Annotated in this window: 18 protein-coding genes; 8 read left to right on the top strand and 10 right to left on the bottom strand. The window is 73.2% G+C overall.

Going from position 1 to position 17,890, the window contains the following annotated elements:
• Positions 1 to 138: 138 nt before the first annotated feature.
• Complete coding sequence (locus ABEA77_RS18300; RefSeq protein WP_345648382.1) at positions 139 to 615, top strand: GNAT family N-acetyltransferase; 477 nt, start codon at positions 139 to 141, stop codon at positions 613 to 615.
• Positions 616 to 712: 97 nt separating this feature from the next.
• Here ABEA77_RS18300 and ABEA77_RS18295 read toward each other — a convergent pair whose 3' ends face one another.
• A complete protein-coding gene (locus ABEA77_RS18295) occupies positions 713 to 1,450 on the bottom strand; it encodes an SDR family oxidoreductase (protein WP_345648379.1) in 738 nt (245 codons plus the stop codon).
• A gap of 142 nt (positions 1,451 to 1,592) precedes the next feature.
• Between ABEA77_RS18295 and ABEA77_RS18290 the strand changes: the two genes are divergently transcribed.
• Positions 1,593 to 2,171 carry a TetR/AcrR family transcriptional regulator gene (locus ABEA77_RS18290; protein ID WP_345648376.1) on the top strand — a complete coding sequence of 193 codons (579 nt, stop codon included), beginning with the start codon at positions 1,593 to 1,595 and terminating at the stop codon, positions 2,169 to 2,171.
• 113 nt (positions 2,172 to 2,284) lie between these two features.
• Here ABEA77_RS18290 and ABEA77_RS18285 read toward each other — a convergent pair whose 3' ends face one another.
• Together ABEA77_RS18285 and ABEA77_RS18280 are read right to left on the bottom strand one after the other, a co-directional pair.
• Positions 2,285 to 2,818, bottom strand: a complete 534-nt coding sequence (locus tag ABEA77_RS18285) for an ATP-binding protein (protein ID WP_345648373.1) — start codon at positions 2,816 to 2,818, stop codon at positions 2,285 to 2,287.
• Positions 2,815 to 3,129, bottom strand: a complete 315-nt coding sequence (locus ABEA77_RS18280; protein ID WP_345648370.1) for a hypothetical protein — start codon at positions 3,127 to 3,129, stop codon at positions 2,815 to 2,817. The genes ABEA77_RS18285 and ABEA77_RS18280 overlap by 4 nt, the downstream gene beginning before the upstream one ends.
• 213 nt (positions 3,130 to 3,342) lie before the next feature.
• On the opposite strand from ABEA77_RS18280, the gene ABEA77_RS18275 reads away from it, so the two are divergent.
• Positions 3,343 to 4,221 carry a helix-turn-helix domain-containing protein gene (locus ABEA77_RS18275; protein WP_345648482.1) on the top strand — a complete coding sequence of 293 codons (879 nt, stop codon included), beginning with the start codon at positions 3,343 to 3,345 and terminating at the stop codon, positions 4,219 to 4,221.
• Between the two features lie 3 nt (positions 4,222 to 4,224).
• The gene (locus ABEA77_RS18270; protein WP_345648367.1) at positions 4,225 to 4,440 is read left to right on the top strand and encodes a DUF397 domain-containing protein; all 216 of its coding nucleotides are present in this window, start codon (positions 4,225 to 4,227) and stop codon (positions 4,438 to 4,440) included.
• 60 nt (positions 4,441 to 4,500) lie between these two features.
• Here the strand turns inward: ABEA77_RS18270 and ABEA77_RS18265 are convergent, their stop codons facing one another.
• On the bottom strand, positions 4,501 to 6,123 hold the full coding sequence (locus ABEA77_RS18265; protein WP_345648365.1) for an MFS transporter: 1,623 nt from the start codon (positions 6,121 to 6,123) through the stop codon (positions 4,501 to 4,503).
• Positions 6,124 to 6,352: 229 nt separating this feature from the next.
• Between ABEA77_RS18265 and ABEA77_RS18260 the strand changes: the two genes are divergently transcribed.
• Positions 6,353 to 7,078 carry a pentapeptide repeat-containing protein gene (locus tag ABEA77_RS18260; RefSeq protein ID WP_425588310.1) on the top strand — a complete coding sequence of 242 codons (726 nt, stop codon included), beginning with the start codon at positions 6,353 to 6,355 and terminating at the stop codon, positions 7,076 to 7,078.
• 342 nt (positions 7,079 to 7,420) lie between these two features.
• On the opposite strand, the gene ABEA77_RS18255 is transcribed toward ABEA77_RS18260, so the two are convergent.
• Positions 7,421 to 7,963, bottom strand: coding sequence for a DUF4232 domain-containing protein (locus ABEA77_RS18255; protein WP_345648359.1), 543 nt, complete (start codon positions 7,961 to 7,963; stop codon positions 7,421 to 7,423).
• A gap of 273 nt (positions 7,964 to 8,236) precedes the next feature.
• Between ABEA77_RS18255 and ABEA77_RS18250 the strand changes: the two genes are divergently transcribed.
• Positions 8,237 to 8,668 carry an ANTAR domain-containing protein gene (locus ABEA77_RS18250; RefSeq protein ID WP_345648357.1) on the top strand — a complete coding sequence of 144 codons (432 nt, stop codon included), beginning with the start codon at positions 8,237 to 8,239 and terminating at the stop codon, positions 8,666 to 8,668.
• Positions 8,669 to 8,909: 241 nt separating this feature from the next.
• Here ABEA77_RS18250 and ABEA77_RS18245 read toward each other — a convergent pair whose 3' ends face one another.
• Entirely contained in the window at positions 8,910 to 10,259 is a 1,350-nt protein-coding gene (locus ABEA77_RS18245) for a baeRF2 domain-containing protein (protein WP_345648355.1), read from the bottom strand.
• Between the two features lie 352 nt (positions 10,260 to 10,611).
• On the opposite strand from ABEA77_RS18245, the gene ABEA77_RS18240 reads away from it, so the two are divergent.
• Entirely contained in the window at positions 10,612 to 11,463 is an 852-nt protein-coding gene (locus ABEA77_RS18240) for a SigB/SigF/SigG family RNA polymerase sigma factor (protein ID WP_345648353.1), read from the top strand.
• A gap of 225 nt (positions 11,464 to 11,688) precedes the next feature.
• On the opposite strand, the gene ABEA77_RS18235 is transcribed toward ABEA77_RS18240, so the two are convergent.
• From ABEA77_RS18235 to ABEA77_RS18220, 4 genes are all read right to left on the bottom strand, one after another.
• Positions 11,689 to 12,078, bottom strand: a complete 390-nt coding sequence (locus tag ABEA77_RS18235) for a hypothetical protein (RefSeq protein WP_345648351.1) — start codon at positions 12,076 to 12,078, stop codon at positions 11,689 to 11,691.
• A gap of 156 nt (positions 12,079 to 12,234) precedes the next feature.
• Complete coding sequence (locus ABEA77_RS18230) at positions 12,235 to 13,785, bottom strand: ABC transporter substrate-binding protein (protein WP_345648348.1); 1,551 nt, start codon at positions 13,783 to 13,785, stop codon at positions 12,235 to 12,237.
• Positions 13,782 to 15,779 (bottom strand): hypothetical protein, encoded by a 1,998-nt coding sequence (locus tag ABEA77_RS18225; RefSeq protein WP_345648345.1) that lies wholly within the window; start codon positions 15,777 to 15,779, stop codon positions 13,782 to 13,784. Before ABEA77_RS18225 ends, ABEA77_RS18230 begins: the two co-directional genes overlap by 4 nt.
• Before the next feature lie 218 nt (positions 15,780 to 15,997).
• On the bottom strand, positions 15,998 to 16,861 hold the full coding sequence (locus ABEA77_RS18220; protein ID WP_345648342.1) for a helix-turn-helix domain-containing protein: 864 nt from the start codon (positions 16,859 to 16,861) through the stop codon (positions 15,998 to 16,000).
• A 102-nt stretch (positions 16,862 to 16,963) separates the two neighbouring features.
• On the opposite strand from ABEA77_RS18220, the gene ABEA77_RS18215 reads away from it, so the two are divergent.
• Positions 16,964 to 17,890, top strand: a 927-nt coding sequence (locus ABEA77_RS18215) for an SDR family NAD(P)-dependent oxidoreductase (RefSeq protein WP_345648339.1), incomplete at its 3' end; no start/stop codon positions are given.

The following is a 17,890-nucleotide window of genomic DNA, read 5'->3' as shown; positions in this document are numbered from 1 at the left end:
GGACGCTCGCGCGGGTGCTCCGGGACGGCCTGTGGGCCCTGCGGGCCCTGTGGGACGGCGCGGCGCCCGGCGAGCGCGAGGTGTCCATCGGCCGGACGCCGCTGGCGCGCTGAGTCGGGCCCGTGCAAGGTGGGACGCGTGATTCGCAGCGCAACCCCCGCCGACGTGCCCGTGATCCACGCCATGGTCCGCGAACTCGCCGACTACGAGAAGGCCCTGCACGAGGCACGCGCCACCGAGGTCCAGCTCCACGAGGCACTCTTCGGCGAACGGCCCGCCGCCTGCGCGCACGTGGCGGTCGACGACCGCGACGGTACCCCGGTCGGCTTCGCCCTGTGGTTCCTCAGCTTCTCCACCTGGCGCGGCGTCCACGGCATCCACCTGGAGGACCTGTACGTGCGGCCGGGCCACCGCGGCGGCGGCCACGGCAAGGCGCTGCTGCGCACCCTCGCGGCGCTCTGCGTCGACCGTGGCTACGAGCGCCTCGAATGGTCCGTGCTCGACGGGAACGAACCCTCCATCGCCTTCTACCGCGCGCTCGGCGCCCGTCCCCAGGACGGCTGGACGGCCTACCGCCTCACGGACGAGCCCCTGCGGGCCCTGGGCACGGCCTGACGCCGCCCCCCTGGAGCCCCGCCCGTACAGGGCCCCCTCGTTACCGCCCCCGGCCTGTACCTGCCCCGGCCCGTACCGGCCCCGCCCCCCTCCGCCGTCACGCCTGCGCCGTGGACCGTACGACGACCTCGCCGATGTCGACGCCCTCGGGCTGCTCGATCGCGAAGGCAATCGCGGACGCGACGGCGGAGGGCGGCATGGCGATCTCGTCGCGCTGCTCGATCATCGCCGCGGCGGCCTCCGGGCTCGCGCCCTTGCCGACCCCCTCGGTGTGGGTGAAGCCGGGGGAGATCAGGGTGACGCGCAGGCCGGGCCCCGACTCCTGGCGCAGCCCCTCGCTCAGCACCTTCACCGCCGTCTTGGTGGCCGCGTAGACGCCCTGCGGGGACTTCACGACATGGGCGGCGGTGGAGGCGACGTTCACGAACTGGCCCGAGCCCTGCCGCCGGAAGACGGGCAGCGCTGCGCCGATGCCGTTGAGCAGGCCGGTGACGTGGGTCGCGACCATCGCGTCCCAGTCGTCCTGGCGCAGCTCGTCGAAGGGTGAGACGGCCATCGTGCCCGCGTTGGAGACCAGGACGTCGAGCCGGCCGAAGCGCTCGACCGCGGTCTCCGTCAGCCGGGCGAGGTCCGCGCGGCGGGTGACGTCGATGACGGTCCCGACCGCCGTGCCTCCCCGTGCCGTGATCCCGTCCACCACGTCCGCGAGCCGGTCCTCGCGCCTGGCCCCGAGCACGAGCCGGGCCCCACGCTCGGCCAGGTGCGCGGCGGTGGCCGCGCCGATGCCGCTGCTCGCGCCGGTGATCGCGATGACCTTGCCTTCGATACCTGACATGATCAAATTCTTTCCATGAGGGGATACGCGCAGGTCATGGCAATGGCCTACGATGAAGTGGGGACGCCCCCGCTTCATTGAAGGCTAAGTGGGCGCGCCCCCACTTGGCAAGCGGGGCGAGAACGCGGAGGGAGGGCGGCCAATGGCGGCGGACGGCGCACAGCGCCCGTTGCGAGCCGACGCGCGACGCAACAGGGAGAAGATCCTCGCTGCCGCGGTGCGCGTGTTCGCCGAGGAGGGGCTCGACGCGCACCTGGAGCGCATCGCCAGGGAGGCGGGCGTGGGCAGCGCGACCCTGTACCGCAACTTCGCCACCCGGGAGGCTCTGATCGAGGCGGTGTACCGCAACGAGGTGGCCCAACTGTGCGACTCCGTGCCGGGCTTGCTCGCGCAGCACCCGCCCTTCGAGGCCCTGCGAGCCTGGACGCGCCTCTTCCTCGACTACGTCACCGCGAAGTTCGGCATGGCCGACGCCCTGCGCGCCATCGCCGTGGCGGGCGGCGACCCCTACGGCAGGAGCCGGGACATGATCCAGGCCGCGATCGCCGCACTGCTCGACGCGTGCGCGGCCGCGGGGGCTGTCCGCACCGACGTCGGCCCCGCCGACCTCGCCGCCGCGCTCGAAGGCATCGCCCTCACCTCGGGAGCCCCCGACCAGCGCGACCGGGCCGAGCGCCTCCTCACCCTCACCCTCGACGGCCTGCGCACCGCCCACCCGTGAGCCCGGCGCGCCGCGCTTCGAAGGTCTGGTGGATGGGGTGGGCCGTAGCCCGCCCGTGCGGGAGTTCCCGCCGGATCCGTACGACGGGTGGCGTCGGTGTCCGCCGGTGATCGTCACCCGGCCGCGCTGAGGTCCGGCAGGCGGCGGAGGCCGTCGAGGACGCGCTGCGCGAACGCGAGATCGGCGAGCGGAGGCGCATCGGCGGCCCGCGTGAGCGCGAGCCGCGCCCACACCACTTTCCCGCCGGCCACGGAGCGGTGGACGTCCCACCGCTCGCTCAGCGCCTCCACGAGGAAGAGGCCCCGGCCGCCCTCGGCGTCGGGCGTCTGCTCGGGCACGACGGGCGAGCCGCCCGCCCTGTCCCACACCTCGACATACAACCGCGTGTCCACCAAACGCAGTTGGACCCCGATGATGTGATGCGCCCGCACGTCCTGCCACCGTGGCGAGGGGTCGGTGAGGCCGGTTTCCTTGACCGCGTTGGTGGCCAGTTCTGAGACGATCAGCTCGGCGCTGTCGACCTGTTCGGCGAGCTGCCAGTCCGTCAGCGTCTGCCGGACGAAGGCGCGGGCGAGGCTGACGGCGGTGAGCACGGCGGCAAGTCGGATGCTGCACGCGGCGAACCGCCCCGGTGCCGGTGCGCTCATCCCTCGCTCACCTCGAACACATCGGCGCGGGCGCCGTCCACGAGGTGTGCCCACAGGTGGTCCTGGAGCAGCCTGTTGACGCCCAGATGCCGGACGGACGGCATCACGACGGCACGCGTACCCGTGCGGTTGAGCGCGTCGACCAGTTCGGACAGGACGGCGATGCCGCCTTCGTCCGCCTCCCGGTAGACGCGGACGAGGCGATATCCCTCGGTCCCGGCCCATCGCGCTAACTGCTGCTCCTCACGCCTGACTTCGAGGTCGGGCGCCGCCTCGCGCACACGCAGGTAGCCGAAGACCGGTGGATTCATCGCGCGAACTCCCTCGCCGTGCGATCACTTTTCGTGTTCGCGGCTGACTCGTGGGTTACCGAGTGAAGCATCGTAAGGATCGTTCTGCAAGACTACGTTTTTGAGTAATCATTCCGAAGTGGTCGAACTCTTATGCGGCGTTGCGGATCGCAACCTCTGACGATTACATTCCGGGTGCAAGTGGCACTCGTATGGAAGGAAGGCGGGCAGCCTGTGAGTGGCGCGACGACCGGTTCGACGGTCCCTCGACGGCAACTCGGCCGACACCTGCGCGATCTGCGCAACGCGTCACGCCTGACGGTGCGCGCCGCCGCCAAGCAGTTGGAGTGGTCGGAACCGAAGATCTGGCGCATCGAGACCGGCCAGGTGTCGCTTCGCAGCCTCGACGTGGAGGCCATGTGCAAGGTCTACGGCGCGGACGCCGAGCTGACCAAGGGCCTCATGGGCCTGGCCAAGGAGACGAAGAACCGGGGCTGGTGGCACTCCTACGGTGACGTGATCCCGGAGGGCTTCGACCTGTACATCGGGCTCGAAGAGGCAGCGGAGCGGTTGTCCTGGTACTCCTCCGAACTGGTGCCGGGCCTGCTTCAGACACGCGCTTACGCCGAGACCTTGATCCGCGAGGACAACCCTGGTGTGCCGGACGAAGAGATCGCTCGGCGGGTGGAGGTGCGTATCGCACGGCAGGCGCTCTTGACGAGGGTGACGGCGGCACCCACGGTTGAGGTCGCTCTCAACGAGGCCGTTCTCCGCCGTCCCGTAGGGGGCAGCACCATTATGAGCGAGCAACTGCAACGGTTGGTCGAGTTGAATGAGTTGGACAACGTGGCTGTCCGCGTCGTGCCGTTCAGCGCGGGCCTGCACGCGGGCATCATGTCCGGCCCGTTCGTCAGGATGCGCTTTCCGGCCAACGGCGGCGGTCGGGACACGGAGCCGCCGACGGTGTACGTGGAGGGCTTCACCGGGGCCCTGTATCTCGACAAGCCACATGAGATCGATCGTTATGACCGAGCGTTCACAGCGATCTGGGGCGCCGCCTTGAACCACGAGGACACGCAGAGCCTTCTCCGCCGAGCAACAAGGGAGCTGTAAGCAGTGAAGAGTTCCGACCTGACGGGTGCGGTGTGGCGCAAGAGCAGCCGCAGCAACGGCCAGGCCGAGTGCGTCGAGGTCGCGTTCCTCGATGACGGCCGCGTGGCCATGCGGGACAGCAAGGACAACGGGGGCGGGCACGCTCTCGTCTTCGCGGCCGGGGGGTGGGCCGCGTTCGAGGGCGGCGTGCTGGACGGCGGGTTCAGGCGGCGGCCGTAACCGGCCCCCGGCGGTGAGGAGCTCCCGGCCCGGGGTTCGGGGTGGGAGCTCCTCGGCGGGTCAGAGCGCCGTGACCTGGTCCGAGGCGCCCCGGTCCGCGGAGGTCGCGGCGGGGCCGCTCCTGCTGCCGGGCCTGGCGTTGATCATCAGGAAGGCGGTCACCGAGGCAGCGAGCATGATCAGGGCCGCCCAGCCGATGGCGACGGTGAAGCCGTGGGTGACGCCCTCGTTGGTGAGCAGGCGGCGCTGGGCCGCGGTCAGGCGGCCGTTGTTCTCGGCGACCGCCGCGGGGATGTGACGGGCGAGCCAGGAGCTCGTGATGGTCGCCGCGATGGTGTTCAGCAGCGCGGTGCCGATCGAACCGCCCACCTGCTGCGCCGTGTTGACCGTCGCCGAGGCGACGCCCGCGTCGCGCGGCGCGACCCCGGAGGTCGCGGTCGAGATCGCCGGCATGAAGACGAGGCCGAGACCGAGGCCCAGCAGGAGCGTGCCGGGCAGGATGTGCGCCGCATACGTCGAGTGCACGTCGAGGAACGTCAGGAAGTACAGCGCGCCCGCCGCCATCAGCAGCCCGGGGCTGATCAGATAGCGCGGCGCGACGCTGTTCAGCAGCCGCGCGGAGATCTGCGTCGAGGCGAGGATGATCATCCCGGACATGGGCAGGAACGCGAGGCCCGCCTTGAGCGCCGAGTAGCCGAGGACGTTCTGCAGGTAGAACGTCATGAACAGGAACATCCCGAAGAGGCCGATCGTCGACAGGCACGTCGTGAGCACGGCGCCGCCGCGCGAGCGGTCGCCGATGACGTGCAGCGGCAGGAGCGGGTGCGCCGCCCGGCTCTGCCAGGCCGCGAACACCGCGAGCAGCGCCACGCCGCCGGTGATCAGGGCCAGCACCAGGGGCGACGACCAGCCGCGCGACTCCGCCTCGCTCAGCCCGTACACGATGGCGATCAGGCCGCCGCAGCCGAGGACCACACCGGGGATGTCGAGGCGCGCCTCGCGGTTGCCCTCGCGGTCGTGGAGCAGTGCGAACGCGCCGACGAGCGCGATCACGGCGATCACCACGTTCACGTACAGGCACCAGCGCCAGTCGAGGTACTGGGTGAGCACACCGCCGAGCAGCAGGCCGATCGCGGCACCGCCGCCGGCGATCGCGCCGTAGATGCCGAACGCCTTCGAGCGCTCCCTGCCGTCGGTGAAGGTCGTCGTCAGCAGCGAGAGCGCGGACGGCGCGAGGACCGCGGCGAACACGCCCTGGAGCGCGCGGGCGCCGAACAGCATGGCCGAGTTCTGGGCGGCACCGCCCAGCCCAGAGGCGATCGCGAAGCCGACCAGGCCGATCATGAACGTGCGCTTCCTGCCCACCAGGTCGGCGATCCGGCCGCCGAGCAGCAGGAGCCCGCCGAAGGCGAGGGTGTACGCCGTGATCACCCACTGCCGGTTGCCCGTACTGATCCCCAGGTCGCGCTGGGCGGACGGCAGGGCGATGTTCACGATGGTGGCGTCGAGTACGACCATCAGCTGCGCCAGCGCGATGACCGCGAGCGCCCACCAGCGGTGCGCGTCCTGCTGGGGCCCGCCGCGCTCGGTGGCCGCAGGCCTGTCCCTGGTCGCCCCCGCGGAGGCGCGGGGGTCCGGGCCGGGGGTGCCTGACGGGGGTGTGGGTGTCGCCGGATTGCTCATCGAGCGTCGTCCTAACAGGAGGATCGCGTGAGGGGGCCCGGACGGGACCCCGTACCCGATTATTATTCATGGTGTGATGAATTAAGTCACCGGGGTCGTGGCTCTCTCTTTCTGGCGGGGCGCCGCCCGCCCTTTCGAGCATGCCAGCACCGGGCGCGGCCTGCGATTCGGTGCGGGGAGCCCCTGCCGTGCGGGCCGCACTGTCAGGGGGATGCGCCAGGATGGGCGGATGGTGGCGAAGCCGACGAGGGCAGCGAAGACGACCGGGGCGGCGAGGAAGGCGGCCGGCGGCCGGCCCGCGGGCGACCGGGTGGCGGCCGCGCGCCGCCCCGAGGTGCGGCTGCCCCCGCTGGTGCCGTACGCGGGGGGACTTGAGGCGGACGGGGACTTCGACGGCGTCGAGTTCCTCGCCGCCGACCTGACAGGGCAGTCGGGTCCCGGCGCGCGGTTCATGGACTGCGCCCTCACGGACTGCGCGCTGGACGGGGCGACGCTCGGCCGGGCGAGGTTCCTCGACTCGGTCCTGACCCGAGTCCGGGGCGTCGGCACCGAGCTCGGTGGGGCGACGCTGCGGGACGTCGAGGTGGTGGACGCGCGGCTCGGCGGTACCCAGCTGCACGGCGCGGTCCTCGAACGGGTGGTGGTCAGGGGCGGCAAGATCGATTACCTGAACCTGCGCCAGGCCCGCCTCGCGGACGTGGTCTTCGAGGGGTGCGTGCTCGCCGAGCCCGACTTCGGCGGCGCCACGCTCACCCGCGTCGAGTTCCGCGACTGCGTGCTGCGGCGCGCCGACCTGACGGCCGCGACCCTGGGGGACGTGGACCTGCGCGGCGCCGGCGAGCTGGACATCGCCAAGGGCTTCGACCGGCTGGCGGGCGCCGTGCTCAGCACCGCGCAACTGCTCGACCTGGCACCGGCGCTCGCGGCGCACCTGGGTGTGCGGGTGATCGACTGAGGCGTCCGCGGACGCGGTCCCGGGCATTTTGAAGGCCCCGGTCTGGGGGGATGACCGGGGCCTTCACAGTGCTCCGGTGCGGCCCCTGGTGTGGGGGGAGGAGGCGGGTGTGAGTCCGTCTCCCGGGGCCGTGCACCGGCAGCGTTCCGTCTGCCCCCGCCCGCACGATCTATGTCATGTCCCCGGGAAAAAGAACCGGGAAAATTTCCTGCGCGCCCGCCCCACGCCCCTGAGCTGCGCCTTTCAACGGGCCGCCGCCGGGGTGTCCTTGGTGCTGCCGGGAAGTGGTCGTCCGCCGCCGTCGGACAGCGGCCCGCGGGGTGGCGCCCCGGCCGCCGGCTGTCAGCCGCGCAGCGGTACGTCGATGGAGAGCGCGGTGACCTGGAGGACCCCGCCGTCGACCCGCTGGTTGAAGGGGACCGTCAGGTGGGTGGTCGCCGCGGGCGGGGTGATCTCCAGGTACGCGGCGGTGTCCGCGGAGTCGGTGTGCGTCCAGGACAGCACGGACTGGGCCCGGCGCCCCGGCGGGAGGATGAGCGTTCTGACCGCGGGGGTGTCGGCGTACCACGTCGGCCCCCACTCGGTTCTGGTGGGCAGGGCCCGGTGCCCGGGGCCTTCGAGGCCGAGGCCGGGGTAGCCGCGCAGGGCGCAGGTGCGGTGGCTGGTGTTGGTGAGCTGGAGGGTGCTGCCGGCGTGGTTCATGCCACCCGCCAGGGGCTGCATGAGCTTCGCGCTCAGGTCGGCGGTGCGGCAGGTGGGGGTGCGCGGGCCCGCAGGCGCGGCGCCCGGCGTGGCCGAGGCGGTGGCCGCGGCCGTACCGGCGAGCAGCAGCGCACCCGCGGCCGCCGCGGCGGCGGTACGGCCCGTGCGACGCGTGTTCCGCATCTTTCGCATGTTCGGTTCTCCTTCTTCCGACACCTCGCCCCCTGATCTCGCGCACTGGGCACGCGGACGGCGCCGCCACGGCTGCCGGGACGAGTACCGCTACGAGTACCGCCCGCGCGGCTCCGGCTCGCGCGACCGAGCACCCGCTCACCCGGACGGTTCAAAGAAGGCCGGGGCCGCGCCCGGCGCTTTCCGTACGGCCGTGGGCTGGCCCCCGCGCCCCGGCGGGGGCAGGCTGGAAGCGCACCGGGGGAACTGCGGACAGGGACGCGCATGAAGGATCAGGGGAGCGAGCGGATGCCGGACGGGGCACCGCGCGACGAGGCGGTACCCGCGGGCCCGCTGGCGGGCGGCGACTGGGAGGCTTCGGACGAGGCGCAGTTCCGCGCCGTCGAGGCGACGCTTGAGGCCGAGGGCCTGCGCCGCGAGGTGGACGGGCTGCGGCACGCGCTGGAGACCCACCCGGTGATCGACATGGCGCGCGGGGTGGTCATGGCCGCGGGCAGGTGCACGCCGGACGAGGCGTGGCGCGTGCTGGTGGAGGTGTCCCAGCACACCAACATCAAACTGCGGGACATCGCGCAGAGCCTGGTCGACGGCGTGGAGGGCCCGTCCCCCGCCCCACAGGTCCGCGAGGCACTCAACGCGTCACTCCGCCGCCTGAACGCCACCCGCGACGGCAACGGCGACCCCCCGCGCCCCTGAATCGGTCCCGTCCCTGACCGGCCGGCCCCGCCCCGAGCGGCCCGTCGGCCCTGCCCCGCAGAGCGCCTGACGGCTCAACCCGCGCGCGGGTCCGTACGGGCCAGGGCTGCGTGGCGCACCGAGACTCGTGCCCGCCCCGAGCCGGGGCCGTACGGGCCGCGCCCTGTGGCGCACCCGCCGTACGCACCGCCGCCGCGCAGGACCCGTACGGCAGCGTGCCCGAACAGGGCGCCCCAGGGGGCTACGCGCCGCTGCCCGGCGCGGCCGTGCCGTTGTCGGCGGCGCTCTCCGGGGCCTCCTCCTGGCGGGACGTCGCGTACGGCCAGCGCAGCAGCGCGCCGAGGCCGCCCGTCGGGCCCTGGAGGCGGCGGGCGCGCTCCTGCCGGGCGCGGAGGGCCTCGTCGTCGTCCTCCTGGGCCCGGTCGGGGGCGGGCCCGCCGATGCCGTCGCCGCGCTCGTCGGGGGCGGGCCGTACGAGGACGACCTCGGCGCCCGTCATCGTCGCGGCCCGGATCAGGGCGTCGTCCGCGCGGGCGGAGAACGGCTCGGGCGCGCCCAGGTAGCGCGTGTCCGTGCGCCGCATGGCGAGCTGGTCGGGGGCCGCGCCCGCCCAGACCTCGCGGTTGGCGTCCGACCCGTCCGGCTGGAGGAACAGCGTGCCGATGCGGTGTTCGCGCGCCGCCTCGACGAGCGCGGGCACGCCTTCCGCCGCGTCGGCGCGACCGCCGGACGCCGCGGTGCCCGCGCGGAAGCGGTCGAGCTCCTCGGCCGTACGGTCCTCCGCGTAGGCCCGCATCGCCTCCGCCACGTCCTCGTCGAGCAGCCTGCTGTCGGCGCCTGGCGCGCGTCCGCCGTGCGGGGACTCCACGACGGTGGCCTTGAGCCCGCGCGGCAGATGGACCCGCACGGTCCGCCGCTCGCGGTCGTCGCCCGCGAGCAGCACCAGGTCGGCGCCGGTCTCGGCGAGCTTGGCCGTGAGGGCGTCCGCGGTCGTGCGCGCGTTCTGCTCCCAGGTGTTCTCGACGCTCAGCTGGAAGTGCCGCTCGTCCCACTCGGACGTGGCGGTGCGGTGCACCGGCCAGTCCTCGCCGTCGACGCTGCCGAGCGGCCTGCCGCGCCCGGTCGGCGTGCGCAGCTCGAAGTCGGCGCCGATGCGGTCGATGTACGCGACGAGGCAGCGCGGCTCCGGGGGCGCGAGTTCGAGCAGCGGCGCGACGTGCGGCAGCTGCCCCCAGCTCACCGCGGTCTCCGTCGCCGGCGCGAGGGTGAGGGGCGGTTCGAGTACCACCTCGCCGTCCGTGGCGAAGATCGCGAGGCCGCCCGAGCCGCCGGGCGCGGAGCCCCCGTGGCCGCCGGGGCCGCGGGAGCCGCTCGCGCCGTCCGTGCCGTCCGCCGCGTACGCGTCGAGTGCCCCGCGTACGGCCTTGCAGGTGGCCTCGTCCGCGCCCCGCGCGGCGAGGTCGTCGCAGACCTGCCGGCCGAGCAGTTCGCGGCGGCCGTTCGGGGCCTGGTCGGCGGCAGAGGCGTCGACGTACACGGAGGCCCACGGACCCGGGCGTTCGTACAGGGGCGCGAGGGGTGCGAGGTTCATGTGCTCCTCCTGGTGGCCAGCGGTTTCGGTTGACCGGCGCCAGCAGCGCCTGGAACGCGGCGGGTACCCGGCGACGTCGGCGCCATACGTCATACGTCAGACGTCGCAGAGGCCGGCCCACCCTCTCCGCGTACGCCACACCCGTGCGTCACCGGGTTCGACACCTTCCCCGCACACTCGACCTATTTGTGAGGTTTTATCCATTTCATACCGGGGATGTATCCGTTGTGCTTCGGACCGGAGGCATGTCCGCGGGAGCGGTCGGCTGCCTGCCTCCGGACGTGTGCGCGTCTGGTTCGTAAGTCGCCCCCCGCGGTAGGAGTCCGTACCGTTCGAGGATGGGTGAGCACACATGGCAACGAGCGTGTCTTCCCGCACGGCCGCCGCGCGGCCGCGGACCGCGCCGAAACACCCCCACGACGACGCGCCCGACACCTCGGAGGCCTTCGAGCGGCTGGCGCGGCTGACCGGCGAGGGGCCGGGGGCTGAGGCCGAGCGGGAGCGCATACGCCAGGAGGTCGTCACCGCCTGGCTCCCGCTCGCGCACCGCATGGCGTGGCGCTACCGCAACCGCGGCGAGTCCCTGGAAGACCTGCGGCAGGTCGCGGCGCTCGGCCTGGTCAAGGCCGTGCGGCGCTACGACCCCGCCCGGGGCATCGCCTTCGAGAGCTACGCGGTGCCCACGGTGGACGGCGAGTTGAAGCGCCACTTCCGCGACTACATGTGGACCGTGCACGTGCCGCGCCGCGTGCAGGACCTGCGCGGGCGCATCCGCAGGGCCCGCCAGGAGCTCGCGCAGACCGGTGAGGTGTCGGGCCGCTCCCCGACGAACGCGGAGATCGCGGCCCACGCGAACCTCACCGAGCAGGAGGTCGCGGACGGCATGGAGGCGATGGAGAGCTTCACCTCGCTGTCGCTCGACGCCCAGTTCCACGGCCCCGCCGACTCCTACGCGCCCGCGCTCGCCGACACCCTCGGCGAGCCCGACCCGGCGATCGACGTGGTGATAGACCGGGAGACCGTCAAGCCGCGGCTGAGCGAACTGCCGCCGCGCGAGCGGAAGGTGCTCTACCTCAGGTTCTTCCGCGACATGACGCAGAGCAAGATCGCCGAGGACCTGGGTGTCTCGCAGATGCACGTGTCCCGGCTGCTGAGCCGCTCCTGCTCCCGCATCAGGGAAGAGGTCATGGCCGACCGCGCCTGATCCGGGCCCCGTACGGCCCCGGCACACGCCGGTGCGCGCCGTACGGCCGAGTACCGGGCGCGCCGCCCCGGGCACAGGGCGGCGCGCCCCCACGCAGGCGCGCGGGCCCTTCCGGGCACCCCCTTGCCCCCCTTGCGCTGCCCGCTCCCCGCGGCGGCATGAGGGCCAACGGCCCGAGGTTGTGCGGCCGCGGGCCCGGCGCCGCGGCGCCGGGGGCCGACGGGCTCAGTCGTCGCGGGCCGTGCTCGCCGCGAGCCAGGCGGCGATGCGGTCCTGTTCGCCGGGGCCGGGGCGGCCGTCGAGGGGAAGCACGTCGCCGTGCGCGCCCGTCAGCTCCGCGGCGCGCTGCGGCGAGCGGCCGATCCAGCTCATGCACAGCCGCACCGCCTCGGACACCACGCCCGCGGGTACCTCGGCGGTGAAGTGCGCGGTGTCACGGGTCGCGCGCAGCGGCCCCGCAACGCCCGGAGCGCCGAGTTCCGCGATGCCCCGCAGGAGCGCCTCGGCCGACGACGCCCACCAGGCCCCGGGCGTGGCCGCCCCCGGTCCCGTCTCCGCGTCCCCGGCCCTCAGCCCGACCGTGATCCTGACCCGCCGTGATGGTGTGCGCATCATGTCCCCGCCGCCGTGCGACCGCTCCCGGGCCCCGGCTCTCCGCGACCCCGTGGCCGGCCAGTATCTCCGCGCACCGCGTCAGGACGGAGGCGGCGCCACCGCACCGCCCCCGGGCGGGAGGCGTCCGTCCGGATCACCGCCCTGTCCCGCGGCGCCTCACTGGGGCGCCGTGCAGTCGGCCGGCGGCGGATGTCCCACCGGCCACGCGAGACCCGCGAACCGGGCCTTCTTGTCGGCCGGATCGAGGCGGACCACGGCGACGGCCTTGTCATAGGCGTTGCCGTTGTTGTCGAGGCAGATCCAGCCGCTCGCGCCCTTCACCGGCGTCAGGCCGTGCATGTTGTCCCTGGCCGCCCCGACCTCGCGGAGACTGGGGACGGTGACGTCGTTGCCCAGGGTCACGTTGCGGATCTCCCTGATCGCGGTCCACACCGAGTCGTGGGCGATGATCGTGCGGGAGTCCGCGAGTCGGACGTCCGGCAGGCCCGAGTCCCGCAACGCGTCGGTGAAGGCGGCGTAGTCCGTGGGTGAACCGCCCGTCGTCGGCGGGCTCTTGCGGTTCTCCCATGCCTCGGGGTGGGCGAGAGCCGCGTACTCCACGGTGATCCCGGACTTCAACGCGTTCCAGTCCAGGTCCCGGTCCTCGGCCAGGAGGGACGCGTTCGAGCCGCTGATCACCGTGTAGTCCTTGGGGCATCCGCGGGCCCCCAGCGCGTTGACGAACTGCCGGAGCTGCACCGGCCGTCCGGCGAAGTAGATGACGTTCGCCCTGGCGACACAGATGTTGGCCAGCTTCTGCCCGAAGGTGTTGGAGAGATTGCCGGGGGCGGCCTCGTCCTCGGGAGACCGGTAGGGCTCCGTACGGGCATGGGGGGCCAGGTCCTCGAACGCCCTCTTCAACGTGTTGATGTACGGGTCGTCCGTGCGGGAGTCCTCGACGATCATCGCTTCACCGGGGTCGGCCTTCCGGTAGCGCGCGAGGGCAGTCGCCTGATCCTTGTTGTCCGGCGCCACCCGGACCAGGTTGGGGAAGCGGTTCGGGTCCGCCGCCGTGTTCGACAGGTCGTCGGCGGTCACCGGCCCCTCGACCACCGGGATGCCGTACGTGCGGGTGAGGCGGCGGATGGTCCGTTTGGTCGCGTCCTGACTGAGGTTGAAGCCGGCGACGGCCCGCAGGCTGTCCTTGCCGGACCGGGCCATGCGGGCGAGCTGGTCGCTGACCTTCTCCCCCTCGGCGTACCCCCGGCCAGGGTTGGCGAGAACCAGGCGGATCGGCGGAGTCGCCGTGTTGTCGGAGTGGTTGGCCCGCCACTGGGCGGCGTACGCGCCCTGCACCTCCTCCAGGATCTGCTGCTGGTCCGTTCCGCTGTCCGCGATCATGGGGATCATCAACGCGACGGTGGCGTAAGGATGCCGGGCCGCGTCCTTCACGACCGACGCGTTCGCCGTGTGGATGCGGCCCGTCACGTCTTTGAGATACGGCGCGAACGTGTAGCTGCCGTCGGTGACCCCGACGCACTCGTCCGCCTCGCCGTAGCGCGCGACCCCCGGAGGGCCGCACGACGGGTGAGCCTCCGGGGTGAACCAGACGACGGCCCGCCAGCCGGCCAGTCCGACGACGGCGATGCCGAGGACGGCGAGCAGCGTCTTGAGGAAGTTGCCGGGAGGCCACCGGAAGAGGGCCTTCAGGACGTGCAGGAGCTTCATGGGTCACATCCTTCGGGAATCGGCAGGTCCGGGGCCTGGACCGGTTTCCACAACAGAGGCGGCCAGGTGGTGTACGCGTCGAAGTACACCGCGTGCGACTCTGGCGGGCAGTTGGTCGCGAGCACACCGAGATCCAGTGTGATCCGGCTGATCGTCCGCTCGTCCGGCACGGCCAGAGGGGAGGAGAGCGCCCACAACCCGCGGACGAGCCGGTCGATGGTCCGGTGGACGGCGAGCCCGTCGGGCCCGCAGGCCGGGCATCCGGCGGGGTCCGCGGGCGGCACGCTCCCCTTCGGCTGGGGGGCGGCGCAGACGAGGTTCAGGGCCTTCAGCCACGCGCAGGCGTCGGCCCTGGTGTAGAGCCGGTGGAGGGAGCGCACCACGACGTCGCAGCTGCCGAGGGCGAGCGCGTGGTGCAGGTAGCGGATGTCGTCCGAGTGGGCGCCGGGCCCGAGCGGGTGCCGGGAATCCAGCCGGGTCAGCAGCCGGTGGTGGATGGCTTCCCACGCGGGCAGAGCCCGCAACTCGTGCAGGAGCAGCGTGCGCAGCGTCGGGTTCCCGACGAACGGCCCCGCCGTCCGGGGCCAGGCGGGGCTGGGCCAGTGATCGGAGATCAGCCGCTGCCTGGCCTCGTCGGCGGCCAGGCTGCCGCTCGCGCCGTCGGGGTAGCCCCGGGCCAGGTGGCGGGCGTCGGGGGCGCTCAGCGCCGGAGCGTAGTGGATCAGGCGATCGCGGGTGGTGGCGTCGGGCACCAGGGACCGCAGCAGGGATTCCGCGACGGTGGGCCCGGCGCGTCCGGCGGCCGGCAGGTCGAGCAACTCGCCCGCAGGGGGCGGGTCGCCCGCCCGTATGCGGGGCGCCGTGGCGCGGACCAAGGCGTGGGCGACCCCGGCCCGCCCCGCGCTGACCCGGGCTATCACGTCCACCAGGCGCGTGGCCGGCTTGGTGTCCCTGAACATGCGCATGATCTCGTCGGGTCCCACCGGATCGATCTCGACCGGTAACCACCACGCCTCGGGTCCGGCGGCCTCCACATGCTCCGGCACCGCCCAGAGAGCCCCGCGGCCCACGCCGCTGAGTGGGGGCAGCCCCGCTCCGTCCCCCAACGCGGTGACGATCACCACCAGATGATTCCGGTGCCGGGCGACTGCCAGCCGACGGTGGCCTTCCAGCAGCAACTCCATGACCTCGGCACCGATCCGGTCGTGGACGTTGTCGAGCAGCACGAGGGGGCGGTGGACACCGTCGAACCTGAGCAGCGGTCCGTAGTGGTCCGAGACGTCGGCCAGCAGTGCCGTGGCGAGGTACTGCTGGGCGCGCGTCCGGCCGCCGGACGCGACATCCCGGAACTCGACGGCGAGTTGCACCAGCTGATCGATCCCGTCCCCGTTGGGGGCCACGTTCTGCCTGGCCCACCACTTCCGGGCGGTGTGGTTCGTCCGCCCCCTGAACAGCGACTCCGTGACGGCCGGGACAAGTGCCTTGACGGCGGAGGCCAGCGAGGCCAGCCCCGTCAACGCTCCGACCGCGTCGACCACCGCGTTGGTCCAGGTCTCCACGAGGCCGGGCGCGGCGCCCCGGTCGGCGGTCAGCACACCGTCGAGGCGCGCCCGCGCCGCGCCCAGCTCCGCCGGGGCCCCGGCCTCCCAGCCGCTGATGGCCGTCAGGCCGTGGACGAGGCGGGGGAACTCCAACGGCTGGCCGAATCTGGAGGGCCTGCGGCGCAGTTGGGACTCCAGGTAGTACAGGAGGTCGGAGACCGGTGAGGCGTTCTGCGTGCCCTCGGCGCCCGGCTCGTAGAGGTGGGCGAGGCCCGGGTGGCCGAAGCCGGGGCTCGCCAGGTCGACCCGGGACAGGGGGATGCGCTGGCTGTAGGCGTCGTACAGATACCGGGTGATCGCGGTCTTGCCGGTGTACCGGCCGCCCGCGAGTTCCAGGACCGGCCCTCCGGCCGGGAACGCGAGTCTGACGTTCTTCCCGTCGCTGTGACGCACCCCCACGAGACGGGGTACGAGATCTCGCAACAGGGCATCTCGTCCGCACAACTCCACCATGTCTCCCCCGGTGTCGTTCCTCCCCGTTCCGCCATGGTCGAGTGGCAGATTCTCCAGCCCTCGCAGACCGCTGAGGGAGGAGTGAACATGGAACGGTAAGAGCCTGTTTCCCAAGGCGGGTTGAGGGGAAACATTATGCAAATGCCGTGAGGATCCCCCTACCGCGTCCGCAGCCCGAGCCCGCTCGCACCGGGTGCCGCCTCGCGGGCCAGGTGGGCGAGGAGATCCAGCTTCTCGTGGTCCTCGGTGCCCGCGGGGGAGTGGTAGGCGACGAGGACCTGGCCCTGGGTCCCGGGGAGTTCGAACTTCTCGTAGCGCAACGCAAGGGCGCCGACCTGGGGGTGGCGGAAGCGTGAGGTGCCGCTCGTCTTCAGGCGTACGTCCTGCCGCGCCCACAGGGTTCTGAACCGGTCGCTGCGCAGGCTGAGTTCGCCGACGACCTCGACGAGGCGCGGATCGTCGGCCGCCGCGCCGGCCGTCGCGCGCAGATAGGCGACGACCTTCGCGGTCATGCCCTCCCAGTCCTCGTACAGCTCGCGCATCCCGGGTTCGAGGAAGGCCGCCCGCAGGGTGTTCACGCCGGGTGCGAAGTACGGGCTGAGCGCGGTGGCGACCGCGTTGGCGGCGAGCGTCGTCAGGGAGCGGCCCTGCACCAGCGCGGGCGTCGAGGGCCAGCTGTCGATCAGGCTCTGCACGCCGGGGGACACCCGCTCGGGCCGCGCCGCGCGCCTGCGCCTCGCGGGCGGGGCAGGCCGCCCCAGGTCGTAGAGGTAGCGCTCGGCGTCCGCGTCGAGCTTAAGCGCCCGCGCCAGGGCGCCGAGCACCTGGTCGGAGGGGTGCTGGTCGCGGCCCTGCTCAAGGCGCAGGTAGTACTCGACGCTGATGCCCGCGAGCAGCGCGACCTCCTCGCGCCGCAGCCCCGGCACGCGCCGCCTGGCGCCCGCGGGCAGCCCAGCGTCCTCGGGGCGCAGGCGCTCCCTGCGCACCCGCAGGTAGTCGCCGAGCCTCGTGGTGGTCGCCATGCCTCCACCGTACGGCCGCCCCAGGCGCTCAGCCTGTCCCCGCCGGTACCAGGGTCGGCGGGGTATCACCTCGCGCGCCGCGTCCCGCGCACGCTGGCGGGCATGGACACCGAAGACACCGGCGACCCCACTGCCACCACCCGCCTCACCGCGCCCTTCGGCTTCGCCTCCACCGCTGACGAGGTGCTCGCGGGCGTCGACCTCTCCGGCCGCCGCGCCCTCGTCACGGGCGCCACCTCGGGCGTCGGTACGGAGACCGCCCGCGCGCTCGCCGCGGCCGGCGCGAGCGTGGTGCTCGGCGTGCGCAGCACCGCGGCGGGGGAGCGCGCCGCCGCCCGTATCAGCGCCGCGACCGGCAACCCACGGGTCGTGGCGCGCCACCTCGACCTGGCCGACCTGTCGTCCGTACGGGCCTTCACCGCGGACTGGCCCGCAAACGAGGCGCTGCACATCCTCGTCAACAACGCCGGGATCATGGCGCTGCCCGAGCTGACCCGCACCCGCGAGGGCCACGAGGCCCAGTTCGCGGTGAACTTCCTCGGGCACTTCGCGCTGACGGCGGGCCTGCACCGGGCCCTGGCCCGCGCGGGCGGGGCGCGCGTCGTCTCGCTCAGCTCGAACGCGCACACCGGCGCGCCCGTACAACTCGCCGACCTGGACTACCGCTTCAGGCCGTACGTGCCGATCCTCGCGTACGGGGAGTCGAAGACGGCGGACGCGCTGCTCGCGGTGGAGGCGACCCGCCGCTGGACCGACGACGGCGTCCTCGCCAACGCGGTGCACCCCGGCGCGATCGCGACCAACCTCCAGCAGCACACGGGCGGCCTCCAGACCCCGGTCGAGCGCCGCAAGACGGTCGCGCAGGGTGCGGCCACCCCGGTGCTCGCCGCGGCCTCGCCGCTGCTCGACGGGGTCGGCGGCCGCTACTTCGAGGACTGCGCGGAGGCCGGGCGCCTCACGGAGCGGCCCCCGCTGTTCTGCGGCGGGGTCGCGCCCTTCGCGCTCGACCCGGAGACCGCGCACCGCCTG

It is taken from the genome of Streptomyces tremellae (assembly GCF_039540215.1).
In the GTDB taxonomy this organism is placed as follows: domain Bacteria; phylum Actinomycetota; class Actinomycetes; order Streptomycetales; family Streptomycetaceae; genus Streptomyces; species Streptomyces tremellae.
The sequence above is the reverse complement of the archived record's forward strand: the minus strand, read 5'-3'. Positions and strand labels throughout refer to the sequence as shown.

Excerpts from the sequence above, each read along its gene's own strand:
- ABEA77_RS18295 (WP_345648379.1), bottom strand. The coding sequence starts at position 1,450 with ATGTCAGGTATCGAAGGCAAGGTCATCGCGATCACCGGCGCGAGCAGC.
- ABEA77_RS18290 (WP_345648376.1), top strand. The coding sequence starts at position 1,593 with ATGGCGGCGGACGGCGCACAGCGCCCGTTGCGAGCCGACGCGCGACGC.
- ABEA77_RS18285 (WP_345648373.1), bottom strand. The coding sequence starts at position 2,818 with ATGAGCGCACCGGCACCGGGGCGGTTCGCCGCGTGCAGCATCCGACTT.
- ABEA77_RS18280 (WP_345648370.1), bottom strand. The coding sequence starts at position 3,129 with ATGAATCCACCGGTCTTCGGCTACCTGCGTGTGCGCGAGGCGGCGCCC.
- ABEA77_RS18265 (WP_345648365.1), bottom strand. The coding sequence starts at position 6,123 with ATGAGCAATCCGGCGACACCCACACCCCCGTCAGGCACCCCCGGCCCG.
- ABEA77_RS18260 (WP_425588310.1), top strand. The coding sequence starts at position 6,353 with ATGGTGGCGAAGCCGACGAGGGCAGCGAAGACGACCGGGGCGGCGAGG.
- ABEA77_RS18255 (WP_345648359.1), bottom strand. The coding sequence starts at position 7,963 with ATGCGGAACACGCGTCGCACGGGCCGTACCGCCGCCGCGGCGGCCGCG.
- ABEA77_RS18250 (WP_345648357.1), top strand. The coding sequence starts at position 8,237 with ATGAAGGATCAGGGGAGCGAGCGGATGCCGGACGGGGCACCGCGCGAC.
- ABEA77_RS18245 (WP_345648355.1), bottom strand. The coding sequence starts at position 10,259 with ATGAACCTCGCACCCCTCGCGCCCCTGTACGAACGCCCGGGTCCGTGG.
- ABEA77_RS18240 (WP_345648353.1), top strand. The coding sequence starts at position 10,612 with ATGGCAACGAGCGTGTCTTCCCGCACGGCCGCCGCGCGGCCGCGGACC.
- ABEA77_RS18235 (WP_345648351.1), bottom strand. The coding sequence starts at position 12,078 with ATGATGCGCACACCATCACGGCGGGTCAGGATCACGGTCGGGCTGAGG.
- ABEA77_RS18230 (WP_345648348.1), bottom strand. The coding sequence starts at position 13,785 with ATGAAGCTCCTGCACGTCCTGAAGGCCCTCTTCCGGTGGCCTCCCGGC.
- ABEA77_RS18220 (WP_345648342.1), bottom strand. The coding sequence starts at position 16,861 with ATGGCGACCACCACGAGGCTCGGCGACTACCTGCGGGTGCGCAGGGAG.